The organism is Streptomyces sp. AA4 (assembly GCF_000158875.1).
In the GTDB taxonomy this organism is placed as follows: Bacteria; Actinomycetota; Actinomycetes; order Mycobacteriales; family Pseudonocardiaceae; genus Amycolatopsis.
On record NZ_GG657746.1, the window covers coordinates 72,688 to 90,525 of the forward strand.

The 17,838-nt window shown below is 67.5% G+C and carries 14 protein-coding genes; all 14 read left to right on the top strand.

Annotation, left to right across the window (positions count from 1 at the left end):
* Position 1: 1 nt before the first annotated feature.
* Positions 2–397, top strand: coding sequence for a VOC family protein (locus tag SSMG_RS00360; protein WP_037712088.1), 396 nt, complete (start codon positions 2–4; stop codon positions 395–397).
* Between the two features lie 2,336 nt (positions 398–2,733).
* The gene (locus SSMG_RS00365) at positions 2,734–3,585 is read left to right on the top strand and encodes a TauD/TfdA family dioxygenase (protein WP_009071673.1); all 852 of its coding nucleotides are present in this window, start codon (positions 2,734–2,736) and stop codon (positions 3,583–3,585) included.
* An 11-nt stretch (positions 3,586–3,596) separates the two neighbouring features.
* Positions 3,597–4,616, top strand: a complete 1,020-nt coding sequence (locus tag SSMG_RS00370; protein WP_009071675.1) for a hypothetical protein — start codon at positions 3,597–3,599, stop codon at positions 4,614–4,616.
* Between the two features lie 583 nt (positions 4,617–5,199).
* On the top strand, positions 5,200–5,703 hold the full coding sequence (locus SSMG_RS45160) for a TauD/TfdA family dioxygenase (protein ID WP_050788098.1): 504 nt from the start codon (positions 5,200–5,202) through the stop codon (positions 5,701–5,703).
* On the top strand, positions 5,687–6,460 hold the full coding sequence (locus tag SSMG_RS00380) for a TauD/TfdA family dioxygenase (RefSeq protein ID WP_009071679.1): 774 nt from the start codon (positions 5,687–5,689) through the stop codon (positions 6,458–6,460). The genes SSMG_RS45160 and SSMG_RS00380 overlap by 17 nt, the downstream gene beginning before the upstream one ends.
* Entirely contained in the window at positions 6,457–6,735 is a 279-nt protein-coding gene (locus SSMG_RS00385) for a hypothetical protein (protein ID WP_009071681.1), read from the top strand. The genes SSMG_RS00380 and SSMG_RS00385 overlap by 4 nt, the downstream gene beginning before the upstream one ends.
* Positions 6,736–6,785: 50 nt before the next feature.
* Positions 6,786–7,028 (top strand): hypothetical protein, encoded by a 243-nt coding sequence (locus SSMG_RS45165; RefSeq protein ID WP_009071682.1) that lies wholly within the window; start codon positions 6,786–6,788, stop codon positions 7,026–7,028.
* Between the two features lie 139 nt (positions 7,029–7,167).
* Positions 7,168–7,383 (top strand): hypothetical protein, encoded by a 216-nt coding sequence (locus SSMG_RS00390; RefSeq protein WP_037712090.1) that lies wholly within the window; start codon positions 7,168–7,170, stop codon positions 7,381–7,383.
* 58 nt (positions 7,384–7,441) lie between these two features.
* Complete coding sequence (locus tag SSMG_RS00395) at positions 7,442–7,891, top strand: hypothetical protein (protein ID WP_037712093.1); 450 nt, start codon at positions 7,442–7,444, stop codon at positions 7,889–7,891.
* Positions 7,892–8,056: 165 nt separating this feature from the next.
* Entirely contained in the window at positions 8,057–8,236 is a 180-nt protein-coding gene (locus SSMG_RS00400) for a hypothetical protein (protein WP_158687971.1), read from the top strand.
* Between the two features lie 81 nt (positions 8,237–8,317).
* A complete protein-coding gene (locus SSMG_RS00405; protein WP_009071689.1) occupies positions 8,318–10,000 on the top strand; it encodes an alpha/beta hydrolase in 1,683 nt (560 codons plus the stop codon).
* Between the two features lie 1,106 nt (positions 10,001–11,106).
* On the top strand, positions 11,107–12,099 hold the full coding sequence (locus SSMG_RS00410) for a hypothetical protein (RefSeq protein WP_234392793.1): 993 nt from the start codon (positions 11,107–11,109) through the stop codon (positions 12,097–12,099).
* Between the two features lie 680 nt (positions 12,100–12,779).
* On the top strand, positions 12,780–13,784 hold the full coding sequence (locus SSMG_RS00415; RefSeq protein WP_234392794.1) for a hypothetical protein: 1,005 nt from the start codon (positions 12,780–12,782) through the stop codon (positions 13,782–13,784).
* A 1,787-nt stretch (positions 13,785–15,571) separates the two neighbouring features.
* A complete protein-coding gene (locus tag SSMG_RS00425) occupies positions 15,572–17,563 on the top strand; it encodes a M6 family metalloprotease domain-containing protein (protein ID WP_037712104.1) in 1,992 nt (663 codons plus the stop codon).
* Positions 17,564–17,838 lie beyond the last annotated feature (275 nt).

The following is a 17,838-nucleotide window of genomic DNA, read 5'->3' on the forward strand; positions in this document are numbered from 1 at the left end:
AATGAGCGGGTTGAGCGGTGTGCACATGGTGGTCTACCCGGCACGTGATCTGGCCGCGGGCATCGCGGTCTGGACCGCCGCGCTGGGCCGGGGGCCGGTTTATCAGAACGACGATTACGCGACTTTCTCCGACGGCGGCGTAGAAATCGGGCTGTCCCGGCTGCCGTGGGTGGACCACCCGCTGGTCTTCTTCAAGGTCGAGGATGTCGAGAACGCCCACCGCGCACTGATCGCCGATGGCGCGACGGCACTGGCACAGGACGCGGCGGGTGTGCTGCACCCGAGCGATGGTGGCGCGACAGGAATCGTCGACGTCCCGGGCCGCCGGTTGGCAGTGCTGAAGGCCGCGGACGGGAACCTGATCGGGATCGCACAGGATGTCCCGACTTCTTGGTGACCCGCGGGGCGCCAAGGGGGAAGACGTCGACTTCGTCGCGGGACGATCGACGTCACGCACGCGGCGGAGTCAAGGCGAAGGGCTGCTTCGGAAGCCTCGGCCGATGGCGGAATCCAGCCCCGCGTGCGCTTCCATTGCCGTCGTGGGCGTTGGCGTTGCCGAATCGGAAGGCGGTCGACCCGGTAACGGCGATGGCCCTTGAAGGGTTGCCGGATAATCCGTCCCAGCTCAAACCCGGGGAGCTGATCTTGACTGGCCACGAGCAAAGAGCCGCTGACCTGGAAGTTTGAGTGGGCCGCCTGGGACTCGAACTCAGAACCTGCGGATTAAAAGTCCCAAGGTATTGATTTCCGGAAATTCCGGGAAGTGTCTGGCTGTATCAATTTATGCAGGTGGCGGGCGGTTTTAGTGGTTGATTGAGAGATGGTTGATGTTGCGCGGTGGCGGGCTTTGCTTCGGCTCTGGAGCATATTCTGGGCGTATGGACCGCGCCGGGAAATGCTCGCGGCGCGGCTGGGCAGTCGTTGCCCTATGGTATGCCGTTCGCGGCTTGCGTTCGCCGCGGTCGGGCAACTGTCAGGTCGTTCCGAAGCATCAGCACAGTACGTTCTTGGCAGGTGCAGGGCTCTCGCTGCGCGGCGGCTGCTCGGTCTGAGCGGCCCAGCTAACCTTGCCGGTTGTCCTCTTGGCGCTGGCTGCAGTTCGCGTGTGCGCTGTGCTTCCTTCATCGCCTCCACTGTGCGCGGGCGGCCTGTTCGTCGACGTCGTAGTCTCCGGCTCGCAGGTCGGCCGCGGTCTGCTGCTGGGTGACGCGGTCGCGCCGCCGAGCCCGCGCGCCACGACAAGACTGCCGACCAGGCCAGGGGCACCCGAACGATGTCGGACGTGAGAGGAGGCATGATGCCTGCTTCTGGAGAGGCAGTCGCGCACCTCGATGGCCCTCGGCGGCAGCTTGGTTCTTTCCGAACTGCTGCGCTTCGCGGTGGCCGCGCTTTCTTCGAAGCCCGGGTGCTGCGGACGGCGTCGAGCGAGGAGATCTTGTCGTTCAACGCGTCCGGCTGGGCTGACAGGCCGCGGTGCTTGTCTTGCCGCCGCGGATCGGACATTGTCAGCTCGTCCACCCGGTGCAGGGGTGGTCGCGCACGGCGGTGCCTCGAGGTCTTGCGCGATGTCGCGGGAGCGTCCGGGAACGTCGTGTTCACTTGCCGGTAGCAGCAGGGATCAGCCGGAGCGCCACTGCGAGACCCGAGGGCGTGGACGGGCGCGGGGAGCGGCCGCAGGCCAGTCCGAACGCGTCCTTCAAGGCAAAGGCGTCGGCCTCGTACGAAGACCCGCATCGTCCTCGTGAAGCCGGTCTTCCGCAGTCGCACGCCGGCGGGAACAACAACCAGCCGTCGACGGGAAGAGAAATCCGGCCATTGGCACGCCCTTCAGGTGAATGAATTTATCACCAAAACAATAGCGGCTTCGATGTCGCCTGGACGAACAGGTTTTCGTCACCTGTTCGAGGCTTGCGTGACGCGGCGGCAGAGCGTGAACTGCGACAGGTTGGTTCGGCGAAGGCTGGTGTGCGGCGTTCTGTCGAGGTCGCAATGAGCGGCGATGCCGGGACGCGATTCGATCCCAGGGGGTGAGCAGTGGAGGAGATGACATGTATGGACCGGGCCTCGCGGGCTCCTTCGGCATTCGCATGCCCGGGAGCGGTCGAAGTCCTCGATTCGGCGGGTGCGTCGGTGATCGCCTTCGCCGGTGTTAATGCGCGGAGCGCTTGTAGCGGCCCGTCGAATGGTTCAAACTGCGTGGGAGCCGCAGGCGGTCCTGGGTGCCGGCGACCGGACGGCGCGCGGGTTCTGCGCATTGCTTTTGGGCGACGGAAATCATTTCCATCGTATCGGGACGCCGCGTTCGAAAGTGCGTACCATCGCGACAAAGGAACGCTCGGCCTTTGCCTCGTCGGCCGGTGCGGTCTCCGCACCGTATCGGAAGTCGGCAATCGGGGCGCACGAGAATCTGTGCGTCCCGGGCTTTGTTTCCGTAACAGTCGAACTGTGCGCGGAGGCCCTGTCGATGAAGTCCGAGAGAGATTTCGAGGGGCGCATGTTTGCTTGGCGGGCTTGAAGAAAGTCGAGGGCTCGCGCGGGAGGGTAAACCGACGTCGAATCACCTCGTGCACTGGCCGCGGCGCGAAGCCGCCGGCGGCCGTTCTGTGCTGCTCATCGCGCACCGCATGGCGACGGTCCGGCGTGTTTGCTGGGGCCGCCTGCCGGAGCCGGGCCTCGCAGTCTTGTCCAGCCCGGCGTGGGGCGCCTGTCACTGCTTGCTGATCTGGAGGAACCATGAAGGTTGCATCGCTGTCTCGCTCGTTGGGCCTGCAGGTCAGCGGCGGCGCGCTGCAGGACTGCTCGTCTGGCGAACTGGCCGAGGCGCTGCGCCTGGTCGAGCGGGCCGGGCTGGTGGTGTTTCGCCGTCAGTGCCTGGACGACGGCGACTTGCACGCGCTGGCGCGGCGGATCGGCCCGCTGGAGGAGTCGTCGCGCAAGGTGTGTCTCTCCCCGGAGCACCCCGAGATCAGCTACCTGTCCAATCTGCGCGACGAAGACGGCCAGTTCATCGGCTTCCCCGGGGCGGACACCGACTACTGGCACTCAGACCAGCAGCACCGCGAGCGCCCCGCGACCCTGGCGGTGCTTTACTGTGTGGTTCCGGCCGCGTCCGGGGGCGCGACCAGTTTCGTGTCCGCGGACGTCGAGTCGGCCGGGCTGGACGAGGCCACGGTCGCCGATCTGGCCGGACGGCGGGCAGTGTACGAGCCGGCGTTCAACCACGACAACGCGCCTCGGGTGCGGGTGTCGCATCCCGCGCTGCTGACCAGCCGCACCGGGGACCGGCACTATGCCTACGTCAGCGACAACACTCTCGGGTTCACCGGGTTGGCGGCAGACGAGTCGGCGGCTCTCAAGCAACGGGTGCTGAGCCGGCTGCTGGAGCCGTCCCGGATCTATGCCCACCGGTGGCAGGCGGGGGATTTCGCCCTTTACGACAACACGCAATTGCTGCACCGCCGTGAGCGGTTCCAGGGTCGGCGGTGGCTCAAGGCCGCCAAAGTTTTCGCTCCGGAGGAGATCTTTGCCGTCCCGTCGGGCGAAGTGGTCTCCGAGTGCGCTGCCGCGACGTCCAGCGCGGAATGAGGAGGACCGTGATGAATCTCGGCCAGGGACCGGCAGCCTCCGTCGCGCCTTCGGCGATCCGGGCCGTCCGTGCGGCGATCGCGGAGAGTTCCGCGGTCATGGTGGCGGGTCGTACTCTTGGGGTGCCCGACCCAGTCACGATCCGGGCGGGGCGCCGGGGCGGGCTGCCTTTCGACAGCATCACGTCAGACCTTTATCTGGGCTGCCTGCCCGCGACCCAGATCTGCTACGGCAGTTGCTTCGCCGCCCGCGGCGCGTTCGCCGCCGGTTACGACTTCGGCACTCGCGTGGAGAATCTGCTCGATCCCGACGTGCTGCGCGCGGACCTGCTCGCGCTGCCTGCCGAACAGCGGTTCCTGCGCAATGGCTGGAACAGCGACGCCTCGTGGAACTGGCCGAAGGCGCGCCTGCTCGCCGAACTCGTCCGGGACTCCGGCCGGTGCACCGTGTTCGTCACCAAGTACTTCCGCTCGGTCGATGCCGACAGCCTTGCCGGGCTGGCCGGGGCCGGCGCGGAATTGCGGGTGTCGGTGAGCGCGATGGACACTCCCGGCCAGCTCCGCCAACGGCTCGCGGGAATGCTGGCTTATCGGGACGCGGGCGGGACCGCGGTGCCGGTCGTGATGAGTTCGGTCTATGCCGACGAGCGGCTCAACCGGCGGCAGGACGAACTGGTCGACTGGATAGAGCACAACGACCTGCCCGGCGCGGAGAACAGCCTCCGTTTCCCGCAGGAGCTGCCGGCGGCCAGGCTGGTCGATCGCGACCGCGTCGGCGTGCTGGACGGCAGCGGAGATCTCTGGGCCGGCCGTCTCTACTGCGAGCGCCTCCCGGTGCCGACCATCACGTCCGTGCCCGCGGGCTATCCCGGGCTGCCGTGGCGGCGGCGGTCGTCGCTGGACCTCGACCAGTTGGAGGCGTGGAGGCAGGACCCCGTGCGAACCCATGACGAAGTGATGTCCGGCGCGCGATTGGCCAAACCGCGGAAGTGCGGGGTCGTCAGGACGTGGCTTCCCGACCCGCGAGCCTGAACCCCGAGGAGACGATGAACATGGCGGGGCCCGCAAAACCGGCGCCCGGCAGCGGCACCGGGTCAGGGCTGAAAGGTCGGCTGCGCGGGGGCGGACATGCGCTTTCCGCTGGTGCCCCTGCCAGCTTCGTCACCCGCACGGCGCGCCTGGCCAGGCACAAGGCAAAGCTGCCGGCCAGGCGGTGGTGCGTATCCGGGATCGCCGGTTTCGCGCCGCCGGCTGGACGCGGATGCAGCTCGGCCTGGGATGGCGCGGAAGCGGGGCCTGCCTCGGCGGCGAACACGACCGTGAGTCCACGACTGGGGGGCGGCGGCGCGGGCGAGCCGGTCCTGGAGGACGCGTCGGTACGCGACGCCAGCAGCGCCCTTGCTCAGCAGCGTTCCCCGAATTGCGCCGCACTCGACGGGGCACGGGACACCAGGTGCCGAGTGGCGATCCCCCGCCGGCTCGGGGGTCGGCCTCACCCCCGGCAGCGCGCGGATACCGGGCTGCCGGACCGGGCCTGTTCACGGCGAAGGTTCCCACGATTGGAGTCCGGGTTCGCCGCCGGACGGGCCCTCGTGCCGAAGCACCTGGAGGTGTCGTGAAAGTTGGCAACATCGCGCCGCGCGTCAGCGGCGTGCGACTCGACCGGCTCGAACCCGGCGAGTTCGACGGGCTCTTCACCGCATCCAAGGTCCACGGCAGCGCGGGTCCCCGGTTCGCCATCGGAGACGTGCAGCGAGTCGACGACACCGCACGCGCCGGCAAGGCCTTCCTTCACCCGCTGGTGCACACCCACCCGCTGACCGGCCGCAAGGGGCTCTATGTCAGCGCCTGCCCCCTGACCGGAGTGGCCGGGCTGGCCGACGCCGAGGCGGCTGAGCTGATCGAACAGCTGTTCCGGCAGGTGGTCGCCCCGCGTTTCGTCAGCAGGGTGCGATGGGCGGCCGGACTGGTCGTGATGATCGACAACCGCTGCGTGCAGCACTACGCGCTCAACGACTACCACGGTCAGCGGCGCGAGATTCACCGCGTGCCGGTCAGCGATGACGGAGCGCCAAGCCGGAAACGCCTGGTAGGAGAAGCTGGTGCGCTTTCTTGCTGAGGTCGTCGAACAGCCGGGCGGGGACACCGTGGACGTCGTCGGCGAAGCACTCGCCGAGCACAAGGTGGTGGTGCTGCGCAGAGCCGCCGATGTCGACAGCGACGCCTTCTACTGGCGGCTGGCCAGCGCGCTCGGTCATTTCCATTTCCATTTCCGTGACGAAGACCCCGGCGGGCTGGACAAGCCCGGCCGGCTGGACATCCGCTACGACCCCGATCTGGCGGCCGGCTCGCGCTACCGTTACGGCAACGGCCGGATGCCGCTGCACGTCGACGGTGTGTACAGCGACGTGGACTTCGACGTCTTCTTCATCCGCTGCCGTGCCGCCGCCCGCTTCGGCGGTGCGACCTTCGCCGTGGACGGCACCACCGTAGTGGAGTACCTCTCGGCCAGCGATCCGGCGTTGCTGCGCGCGCTCCTGAACGTGGAGGTCCGCTTTTCCAAGGGCGAACGGGTGGTGACCCGGCGGGTCATCGACTACGAAGGAGGCGACCCGGTGTTCAACTGGAGCAGCACCAGAGTCGCCGGGGACAACCCGCCCGAAGTAGTCCGGATGTGCGCCCGGTTCGCCGACTTCTGCGAGCAGCGGCTCGTGGACGGCGGCCTGGTCGAACAGATCCGGCTCGCGCCGGGGGACGCGGTGTTCGTGCACAACCGCAAGGTCCTGCACGGGCGCTACGCGTTCTGGGGCGAGCGGTGCATGCTCAAAGGCGTCCTCGACCTGCGCCCGCGCATCCGCGGGGAGGAACCGGCGTGACCGAGGCACGACCGGAGTCCGAACAGCCCGCGGCTTCCCTGCTGTCCTCGGCGCAGGAGGAGATCTGGCTGGCCCAGGCCCCGCTGGGGAGACGGGATCCCTATCTGGTCGGCGAGATCGTCGTGCTGACCGGGAACCTCGCGCGGACCGCCTCGCCCGCGCCGTCCGGTGGGTCGAGGAGCGAGACGGCCGACTGGATCGTGGTCGAGGACGGGGCCGGACACGTTTCGCGAAGTGCCTCCGGCCTCGCGCCATCCCCGCAGTCGTCGACCTGACCGGCCGGGCGAACACACTCACGACGGGATGGCGATGGCTGCGGGAGTGGTTGTCCGGGCCGGTTCTCACCCCCGAGGACCGAGCGTGGACGCTCGCCCTGGTCGCGGTGTCCCCACATCGACACCTGCTGGCCAGGCGCGCTCATCACGTGGTCGCGGACGGCTACACCGGCCGATGGCGGCTGTGGCGCGTCGCGGAGGCTTACCGTGCCCTCGGAGCCGGAGAAGTCCCTCTGGCTCCCGAGGACGTCGCGGTGGGAGAGGTCCGTCGTTCGGACGCCGACTACTGGTAGTCGGCGTTGGCCGATTTCGCGGGACTGCCGGGCACACCGGTGCCGGCCGAGGCTCCCGCGCGTGTTCGTTGCTGCCTGCCCGAACGGCTGTCGGCCGCGGTCGAGTCCGCGGCACCGGGAGAGTCCCGGGGCTGCCGCGATGATCGCCGGCTGCCTGTCAGTGCTGCTGGGCGGCGACGAGGTTCTGAACGAACTGAGCGCGGCCGGGCGGGTCTCCGACACCTTGCGGCGCACGACGGGGGTCCTGGCCAACAGGCTGCCGCTGCGGCTGTTCGTGGGCTCGGACGACACCTTGGAGTCGGTCCCCGCCGCGGCGCGTCCGGCGTGCGTTGCCGCACCAGCGGTACCGGCGTGAACAGGTGCGCCGCGACCTGGTTCGGCGGGGACGTTCCTCCCGGCCGGTGCCGGGGAACATGCTCCTGTTCGGCGCGGCGTGCCCTGACTTCGGCGACGTTGACGCCTCGGTCCACCCGTGGAACTGCGGGCCGGTCCATGATTTGGAGCTGACTGCCTGCCAGCCGGCACCCGGCGGCGCCGTGCAACTGGAGCTGGCGGGGAACCCGGGCAAGTACCCGACCACCCGGTTGCGCGGTCTGCTGGACCGGTTGTGCGAGCTGATCCAGCACGCCGTCGACGCTCCGCGCACCCCCGTGTGCGAGATGCGCGGAGGGGGGAGCGCGCCGCTTGAGCGGCCGGATGCGTCGTCCAGGTCGTGGACCAGCGGCCCCTGCCAGCTCATCGTGGTCGACAACGATCTCGACAAGGAGGTCGCCAAGCGCTGTCCGGTGCACCGCTTCGACCGCGGCCACGGCCTCATCCTCGGACTCGCCGATCCCCACCGCCTGCCTGGCATCGCCCAGTAACTGCCCTTCGGCACCACCGACCTCGACGAGGACGATCCCACTGCCGAGACAGCCTCCTGACTCCCGCCGCGGGTCACCGGACTGTTTCAAGATCGGAGTTTCCGGCCCGGCACGCCGGGCTGAAGTCTGTGGGGAGGGGCACTGTGAGTGATGACATCGGGCCTGGTGAATCTACGCAAAAGTGAGGCCAAGCCGACGCTGGACCTGCCGCCGGAGCAGGCCGCCGCGGCGGTGATGGTCGCTGAGGGGACGGCGCGACGGCTGGCGTCGACCGGCCCGGACGAAAAGAACCAGGTCGAGCCGGGTCGAGAGTCGGCGAATGTCCGGAACGGGCATTCGGCCTGACCCGGTGGTTTCCGATGCTGCGGGCGAGGTCGGCATCAACGTGTCGCGGAGGAAAGCAAAGGGGCCGGGCCGTTCGACGCGGTGTACGCGATCTACGTCCAGGTCCGTGAAGCGCAGGTTGCTCCGGCCAGTGCCGAGGAGAGTGCCCCTGTCCTTGCGAAAAGATATCTCGACCAGCAGATCGCATGGGGCGACTGTCCGGGGTTGAACAAGACATTGGCGGCGATGGCTCCGACGCCGGTCCGGCAGAAATGCGGAACGTTCCTCGCGCCCAAGGATTACTATCATCAGGATTTGGGTGATATCAAGGTCGGAATTACCCAGGTTGCCCGCGACGATAATTTCGGCCCGAAGCGGGAGCTGTTCATCAATCCTGGGGGGCCGGGTGGAGCCGGGTTCCCGATGCCGGCGGCTACCGCGATCAAGCAACCGCAGTTGCTGCTCGACCATGATTTCGTGGCGGTGGATCCACGGGGGACCGGGTTGGGCACGCGGGTGGATTGCGATGACAATGAAGCGGATCCGTCGGATGGAGCGGAGCCGTCGGCCGACTCTCGGGACCTGTCCGACGTCGCGATCGCAAAAGCGCGTGCGAACGTGAAGAAGTGGATTGCCGTCTGCGCGGCGAAGCACGGTGACCTCCTGCCCTATCTCACCACTGAGCAGACGGTCCGGGACATGGATCTGGGGAGAGCGCTGCTGGGCGCGCGAACCATCGACTATCAGGGCACTTCTGCCGGAACGTGGCTCGGTGCCCAGTATCAGAAATTCTTCCCGGAGCGAGCGGGCCGGTTCGTCCTGGATTCCAATGCCCAGTTCTCCGACGGCTGGCAAGCCACCTTCGAGACGCAGCCGATGTCGGTGCAGCGGCGGTTCGAAAAGCAGTTCCTTCCGTGGGCGGCCCGGCATGACTCGAAGTATCATCTCGGCGACACGCCGGAAGCGGTCGGCAAAACCTATGAGGCGATTCGCGCGGCCGCCGGAAGCGGCAAGCTCGGCCGCCTGACGCCAGATCAGTTGGACGCGGCCGTGACGTCCTCGCTGTACAGCTCGTCCTCCTTTGAGGAGCAGGCAGGGAAACTGCATGAGCTGGACCAGGCGGTGCGGAGCGGAAAGCCGGTGGAGGGCGGCTCCGTGCTTTCCTGGATCGTCGACGCCGTGAAGAAGATCTTCCCCGAAAACACCCCACCGGTCGAGTCCAATGCGGTGTTCACTGCGATCACCTGCAACGACACCGCCTGGCGTGGCGAGGATTACTGGGTCGATTTCGCCAGGAAGCAGGCCGCCAACGGCAATTCGCTGATTGGTTCCGGCTTCGCCGTTCAGCCCTGTAATTACTGGCCGTACCGGCCGGTCGGCCTGACGCCGGTGACCGGCCGAACCGCGCCGGGCGCGCTCATGCTGCAAAACACGCTTGACCCCGCCACTGCCTATGAGGGTGCCGTCGCCGCGCACCGAAACAACCCCGCGACCCGCATGGTGACCGTGATCAACGCGGGCGACCACGGCGTGGCCGGAAACAACTCATGCGCTGATGCCGCGGTAAATCGATACCTGCAACAGGGGGTGCTGCCCGGGAACGACGTGGTCTGCCAGGGCACGCCCATGGTGAAGGAGGACCGCGTATACGAAGAAGGACCACAGCTGCCGGATGCTCAGCCAGCTGCGGGCAGCGGCCGGGCGCCCACTGTGGCGCAATATGTCGACGCGCTGCTGATGGCGATCTCGACCCGAACCTGGAGCCAGATCTTCCCCGCTGGCTGAGGCGGCCTCGGTCAGACGAGAGACGGGGGAGGTTCCCGAGCAGCCGGTACTGATGGAAGCCATTGGCGTCGCCTGCACTGAGAACCGCAGCTGGAGAGTGATCACGGGAGGGGCCTGCCAGGAGTTGGCGGGCCCCTCCTGCCCGCTCGTCTCGTTCGAGCCGAGCAGAGCACAGATCCGCTGCGGGTTGATCGGCATGCCGCCGCTGCGGCTGTGCGGCAGGGTTGACATCGCGCGCCGATGCGGCGGCAGGAGGGCGGGACTTCGGCGAACGCTTATTTTGACCGGTGTTCGGCAGCGCACTCCGCTGGAGGACAGGTGGCGTCGGCGGCCGCACGTTCTTGCTCGCCGCAGCCGGGATCGCTGGGGATCATCCTGGGCGTAGCCAGCACGCCAGTGCGGCGAAGGTCCTGGACGAAACCGATGACATCGGCCAGTCCGCCTGGTATGCCGTGCAGACGCTGGTCTGCCCGCACCGGCTGGTGGTTCGCACGGCGCGCATGCCGCTGCGGAAACCTGGTTGCCGATCGCGCCGAGCATGTTGATCGCGGTCTTCCTCGCATTCGCCTTTTCCTCAGGTGCAGAAACCCACGGGCACCGTGAGCCGGTCTGCTCTTGCTGGTTCTGGCCCGCGGCGAGTGGGTTTGGGCAGCAATTCCGGCACCGGGCTGGTCTCGGTCACGCAATCCTGGGCACGGCCGACGTCCGGGTTCGCTGCCGCTCCGTCGAGCTGTCCGAGGAGAATGCCGAAATCGCACGGGGAACGCACCCGCATTTCGCGCGATCTGCCCGATCGGCTCGGGCGCAACCTCGTGTCGATCATGCTGCGCACGTGCTGGCCAGGCAAGAGATGCGGAGCATCGCGCACGGCACGCTGGTGGCCGATGTCGACGCGGAACTCGCCGCGGCGATCGACCCGCTGCCGGCCAGGTTGACGGCAGCGTCTTCGCGTCGGCTGCCTCGGCCACTTCGATCTCACGGGGGACGAGGTCGGCGCGCTCTCCGAAGGGCCCTGCGGCGCGGTGAGGGCCGCTCATCGCTGGAAATCCCAACTTCGCCGATGGTCTTAACGGGTTTCTGGATCACTATAATTTCGTGATTATCTCATGTCCGCGATCATGGTTATTCAATTGTTCGAAAGGGTGATCTTCGGGGTAAATATTGCTCATTGCGCGGGAAGTCGGTCACTATGCTTCCGACCGCAACGGTGCCGCTTCGCTCGTCGCGGTTTGTCTATCTTCGATCGGGTGACCTTAAGGATGATGTTCATGCGATTGAGGCAGATCGTCGCGCTCGGCGCGACAACGGGCCTGATGGGAGCCGGACTGGTAGTGGGAACGGCGGGGGTGGCGGCCGCCGCGCAGGCCACTCCCAGTGCCTACGGATACATCGCCGGCGCGTCTGGGAGTCTTCCATTGAGGTACTGGCCGAGCGGGGCGAACATCCTGTCCGCCGCTGCCCCGGCGGCACCGGAGTCCGATCCGGGCGCCAAAGTTCCTGGGAACGCGGCAAAGTCAGTGTCGATTCCCGTCGGCGACATCAACCTTCTGCTGGAAGGTGACGGCGTCGGCGGGGGCGTGCTGGCGGTTGACACCACGGCAAACCCGGCCACGGGGGTGTCGACCGCGAAGGCGGCCGCCTTGACTGCGCGAGTTGATGTGAAGCTGACGGCGGGGAAGCTGATCGATTCGATCATCGGCGGGGTCCCGGACGGCGTGGGCAAGAGGTTGCTGCTGGCGGCGAAGGCTTTTGCTTACGATGTTGAAGCAAGTGCGAAATTCTCTTTGTCCGGACTTGGCACAAGCTGTCAGGCAGGCCCGGCCGGTACGCCGGCTGCCGCCGAAGTGTCCCCTCTGAAGATCGATGCCGAAATCTCCATCGCGGGGTGGGCCCCGTTCCCGCCGGTGCACATTAATCAAGCCGTGGCCGGCAAGGGGTTTGACGCTCCGGGAATTGTCAACATTGGTACAGGCGTGGTGAACGACCTTCCCGATGGGGGCATCTCGGCCGATGCGGCTTCGCTCAGCGTGGCGGGCAAGTCGTTCAACCTGGGGCATGTCGAGTGCCACCCGGGCGTCTTGGCGGATGACCAAGAGTGACGTTCTCGGCGGCGGGAGGCGGCGCGGCAATGCTTTGCCAGTAGTCGTCTGAGCTGTTCGTCTTCAGCAGCTGATCACGGGGTGGGGCGCGGCTTGTGAGCGTCTCACCCCGCTTGCCGATGGTCGGCGCTACCAGCCCCGGCGCGAAGTTCGTGATCGTAAAAGGAGGACCTCGAGCCTGAAGGTCGGCTCTGCCTGGAACTCGAGATCCAGGTGCAGTTGTCCGGGAGTTCGCTGGCCTAGCCGTTGAAAGCGAAAGCCGATCCTGGCTTCGGGCCCGGGTAGGCCTTGGCTCCGCTTTTGTTGTCTGACTGAAGATGCGGGTTCGGTCGATGCGGGATCTCTGACCGTCCTGGACGGAGCCGGCCCGCGGGGAATCGACCCGCGCATTGATTTTCACGGGAAGCTTGACTATTCGCTCATGTTCCGGGATGCGGGGAATGAGGCGGTCCGAGTCACTACGAAAGTTCTGGCTCGATGCTGGGGTTTCAGCTCGCATACCTGTTCTCCGAGCGGAAATTGACTTACGTTCGCGACTTCGCGCAGGTGAACCGGAGGAAAGGTATCTCGTGTCACAACGATCCCGAGCTCTCAGCAGGACCTTTGTCGCGGTCGGCGTTCTGGTAGCGGCTGCGGCCGGTGCGGCCGTCCCGGCGGCGGCCGCGCCGAAGCCTTCGTCGGTGGAGAAGGACATCGCGCAGCTGGAGCGGGAATACGAGGACCTCTTGAAGGCAACGTATTCAGCGAGCGCGCTGAGCGAGGCCAAGCCACGGATCGAGGCGCCGGTTTCCGGGTCCGGCCGGAAAGCCGAAGGCGAGCCGGGCGCCATCCCGGGTTGCACCCCCGGGCCGCAGGATTCCGAGTACAACAAGCTGAGGGCGCCGCTCACGGATGTGGAAAAGCGAGCGGTGGACGTCATCGGCGGTCTCGATTACCTGTACGCGTCGGTTGTCGCGAACGACAAGACCCCGCAGGTCTTCGGCACCGACGGCCAGTACACGGCCCGTGCCGCGGCCGCGATCGACAAGCTGCGCGGGTTCTGGGACATCGAGAGCTGGAACATTCAGCTGGTGGCGCACAAGGGCACGGACGCGGCCAGCCCGGAGAAGATGACTCAGACGTTCGCGCGCGGCTTCGCCCCGGCGCGGGCCGCGGCAGCGGGTGCGCTGGCGAGCAAGGTGGTGCACGAGGTGCCGGCCTTGCAGGGCGGACGGAACCCGTTGCTGTCGCTCAACGCGTTCGCGTCGCCTCCCGGCGACCCGGGCGGCAAGCGCATCGTGCTGGGCGACGGCGCGCTCGAGCTGGACGCCCGGGCCGGCTTCGGCGACGTTTCGGTGGAAGGGACCTTGGCGCACGAGTACGGACACCAGGTTAACTTCGCGCACCACAACTCGCCGGAGGACGAGTCCGGGGAACTGGGTCCGGACGCCTACGCGGGCTATTTCCTCGCGCATGCGAAGGGCGCGGCGTGGGATGCCCGCGCTCAGCAGGAGTTCGCCTACCTGAGCGCTTCCAACGGCGACTGCGAGCACAGCCACGGCACTCCTGAGCAGCGCAAGGCCGCGGCTGCGTGGGGCGAGAAGCAAGCCCTCACGCAAGACAACCCGAACAAGATCGTTCCGTCCGCGACGATGATCGAGAAGTTCCGGAAGGAATACCCGAAGCTGATGAAGCCGCGGCCCTAGCCGCGGCTCGCCGCACACTGACCTGGCCCACGGCGCTCAGCGCACCGAAACTCGTCTTCAGCCGAAATATGCTTGATCACTGTGCACAACGTATATGCCTGCTCATGGAGATCATCGACGATACGGGCGATAGTCTCGGCCCGGTGAGGATCGAGCGGCGCCATCTCCTCAATTGTGCCAGCGATGACCTCAGCGTCGTGAACCCCCAGGGGTGCGACCGCCGGGCGCGAGCGTGCCGTCCGGGGGCTCGATCGCCGGTTCGCGGTCGCCGTCGCCAGTCTCGAGGAATCATCTGGCGAATCCGCCGTAGCGCAGGTACGGCGGCTCCTGATTCCGCCGCGGATCGCTCGGGACGTACGGGCCGGGCTCGCTCGCCGCCGATCACCGCGTCCAGGTCCTTCAGCGCCCTTCGCATCTGGAGTTCGCCGGTCGGCAGAGGGTCGCGAATTTGCCGCTGCCCCGCGGCCGGCGTACTTGACGTCGTGCATGAACAACGCCGTCCGCCCGGACAAGCACTTGAACGGCGCCGACCGCTCCACGCAGTAGTCTCAGACCGCGTCCAGGACGGTCTCGGCGTTGTCCAGGCGCGCGGAGACATGAATCTGCCGCTCGAAGTCCTGCTGCATCAACTGAATTCGCTGCTGGGGGGCTGGACCACCTACGTCCGGCCGGGGTGTCGCACGCGACGTTCCGCTACCCGCGCGCCGTCGTCTGGCGACAGGTATTCGGATGGCTGCGAGGCAAACACCGCCGGGCCACATGGAAGGAAGTCCGGCACCGCTGCGGCGGCGGTTGGCGGGCCGCCGAGGACAAGGCGATCCGGCGAAGGTGCGGACCACCCGCTGCCGATGCCGGGGAACGGCGATCCCCTCGCCTTGGCCGAGCGCAACATGAGGCGAGCCGCCTGCACCGCGCGGACTTGCGGAGAGCCCGTTGCTCAGAAACGGGCGCGGCGGGTTCAGAGGGCGGCCTGAGGAAACGAGTTGGCCGAAAGGCCGGCACCGCGCCTTGGGCCGACGCTACGCGACCGCACCTCCGGTATGCCGACTCTTCCGGTCACGGCACGCCGTCCGGACCTGTTGCGTCGCCGACGGCTGCGGACTGAGCACCGTGCCGCGCCGCCACGACGCCCGCCGTTCCGCAGCAGCCGGTCGACAGGGCCTGCGGAGTCCCATTGGCGCCCGGCTCCGGTTGTCCGCAGGGCGTTCGCGCGCTGGCCCGAAAGCGCCGATCCTGCCGAACACGGCGTTAGCATTGGCGATGTGGTGGCGCACGTGCCGCCAGCAGCGCCGTCACCGAGCTTCTGCGGCCTGGCCGTGACGTCCCGCTCGCGAGTTCGCCTCCGCCATGACTCCTGCGCACGAATCGTGATTACCTTCTGTAAGTGCGGAGGAAGGAATTTGTGACCGCGGAAATAGCGGGAGGATTTCCGTGTCGCAGCTGGCATTGTTCGAGTGAGACACCTTGAATAAATCATCAGGCGACCGTTCGAGTGTCATGGCTGCCGAATGAACAATTGCACTTGCTTGCCTGGTCGACGCACTGAATCTTGACACTCAGCTTCGCTTAAGGTTTCCTAGTCTCTCCGGCAGGGTCAGCTGTTCGGCAAGAAACCCGAACTCGCGATTCAGCGCGAAATGTCCACCGACGGAATGATTCTCCGGTTGTTTTGCCGCCCTCCCCAGGGGAATTCGCTCGGCGGGGCGGTCCGGTTTGTTCCGGTATTGCGGGTGTTGTTCCATGGCCGGTCGCGGCCTGACGGCGGGTACTCCGACAGAGGAGAGCGGATGAATGTGAGCAAGAGACGGCTTCGGGCCAAGATCGCCGCTGGGGTGGCGGGACTGCTGGTCGTCGGGCTGCTGGTCGGCGACGGGGTTCTGATCGACCGGGCCGCGCCCCAGGCCGGCGGGCAGCCGGGCGCGGCTCGTGCCGACGGCCCGGTGCCGCGCGGTGCGGAAGCGCCGCGGCAGCAGGAGGGCCGGCCGGCACTGCCGGAACCGGCGGCCGCGCCGGGGCGTCCGGAGGTTCCGACACCGTCCGCGAGGCGCGAGGCGGCGACGAGGCACGGGACGGCCGCGACGCGGGCGGACGGCGAGGCGGACTTTGCCGGGCTGGACGACCGGCCCTCGCCTGCCGAGCAGGTGCGCCGGCAGGCGGCCGCGGACAAGGTGGAACGCGAGCTGTCGGCGGTTGCCGACAGTCCCGCGGGGCATCGGTCCGGTCCGGCCGCGGCGTCCGGCTCCGCGGACCCGGCGCCCGGCACGGCGGAGTCGTTGAAGGCGGTCGGGACGCACAAGGTGTTCGTGCTGGCCGTCGAGTTCGGCGACGACACGACCCCCGCCATCGGCGGGCCGGCCGGCCCGGTGCACAACCAGATCCCCCGCCCGGACCCGAAGAAGGACAACTCGACGTACTGGGTCCCGGACTTCGACCGGCAGCACTACCAGGACGTGTTCTTCGGCGACCGGACGCCCTCTTTCAAGGACTTCTACCGGCAGCAGTCGCAGGGCCGCTTCGGCGTGACCGGTTCGGTGACCGAGTGGATCAAGCTCCCGCACAGCGAGGCCTATTACAACAACGTCGACTACGGAGAGCTGGACCAGCTCATCGCCGACGGCATGAACGGATGGGTCGCCAACCGCAAGGCCGCCGGGTGGTCCGACGCCCAGATCAAGGCCGAACTGGCCACGTTCGACACGTGGAGCCGCGCCTCCCGCCAGGACAAGCCGGACGGCCGGATCGACCACCTGACGATCATCCACGCCGGGGTCGGAGCCGAGGCGACCGGAGTCAGCCCCGATCAGACGGACGACCCCCGGTACCGCGACAACATCTGGTCGCACAGCTCGGAGCCGCTGGATCCGGTGGACGTCGGCGGCACCGGGATCAGCGCCGCCGACTACACCATCGAGCCGGAGAACGCCGGGGTCGGCGTCATCGCGCACGAATTCGGCCATGACCTCGGTCTGCCCGACCTCTACGACACCGTCGGTGAGACCCACAACACCGCGGGCTTCTGGTCCATCATGGACAAGGGGTCGTGGCTGTCGGATTCGGACACCGCCATCGGCACGGCGCCGTCCGGATTCGGGCCGTGGGAGAAGCTCATGCTCGGCTGGGTGGACTACACGGCCGTCCGCTACGGGGAGGGAGGCGATGTCGCTCTGGACGCATCCGACGCGAAACAGGGCGACAACCCGCAGGCGCTGGTCGTCATCCTGCCCAAGGGCCCGGACGGCAAGGGCCGCTACTACCTGGCGGAGAACCGGCGTTACACCGGATACAACGCCGATCTGCGCAGAGCGTACTTCCGCAGCGATCCCGACGGCTCCGTCGTGCAGCGCTTCGGCTACGAGCCGGGAATGCTGCTGTGGTACTGGAACCGGTCCTACACCGACAACAAGATGGCTGATCATCCCGGGGCCGGGCAGGTGATTCCCATCGACGCCCACCCCGACCAGATCTCGTCCGACGACGGCCGTGCGGCCCCCGTCGCCGTGCAGATGTACGACGCGGCCTTCACGCTGACCCCCACGCCCGCGCTGGACCTGCGGTGGTTGAACCGGAACGAGGACAACATCAAGTACCAAGCCAGGATTTCCGCACCGTCGGCTCCCGCGCAACCGGTCTTCGACGATCGCCTCTGGGCAGCGAAGAAGCTGCCGGGAACCGCGGTGGCGGTGCCGGACACCGGCACGAGCGTCACGCTGGCCGGCGAAGCGCTCGACGGCGGCACGGTCACCGTCCGGCTCGCCTTTACCAAGCCAGCAGCGCAATAACCGGAGACGGCGAACGCCCGAACCGTCCGGAGATGCCGGGCCGCGCGGCAGGGAGGTCAGCCACGAGCTGCTCCCTCCGCGCGGCCCGGCTGTCCGGTCTCGTCAGGTTGTGCAGGCAACACGAGCCGCAAGAGGCCTCGGGGAGAATCCGGGTGCTGGATTCCCGGTCGCCTTTCATCGCTTCTGGCCAGGGAGTTCGGTGTCGTCAGCCGGTATGATCGACGCCTCCAGCCGAACCGATGCCGTCCAGGGCGTGCCGAGCACGCTCGTGAAGA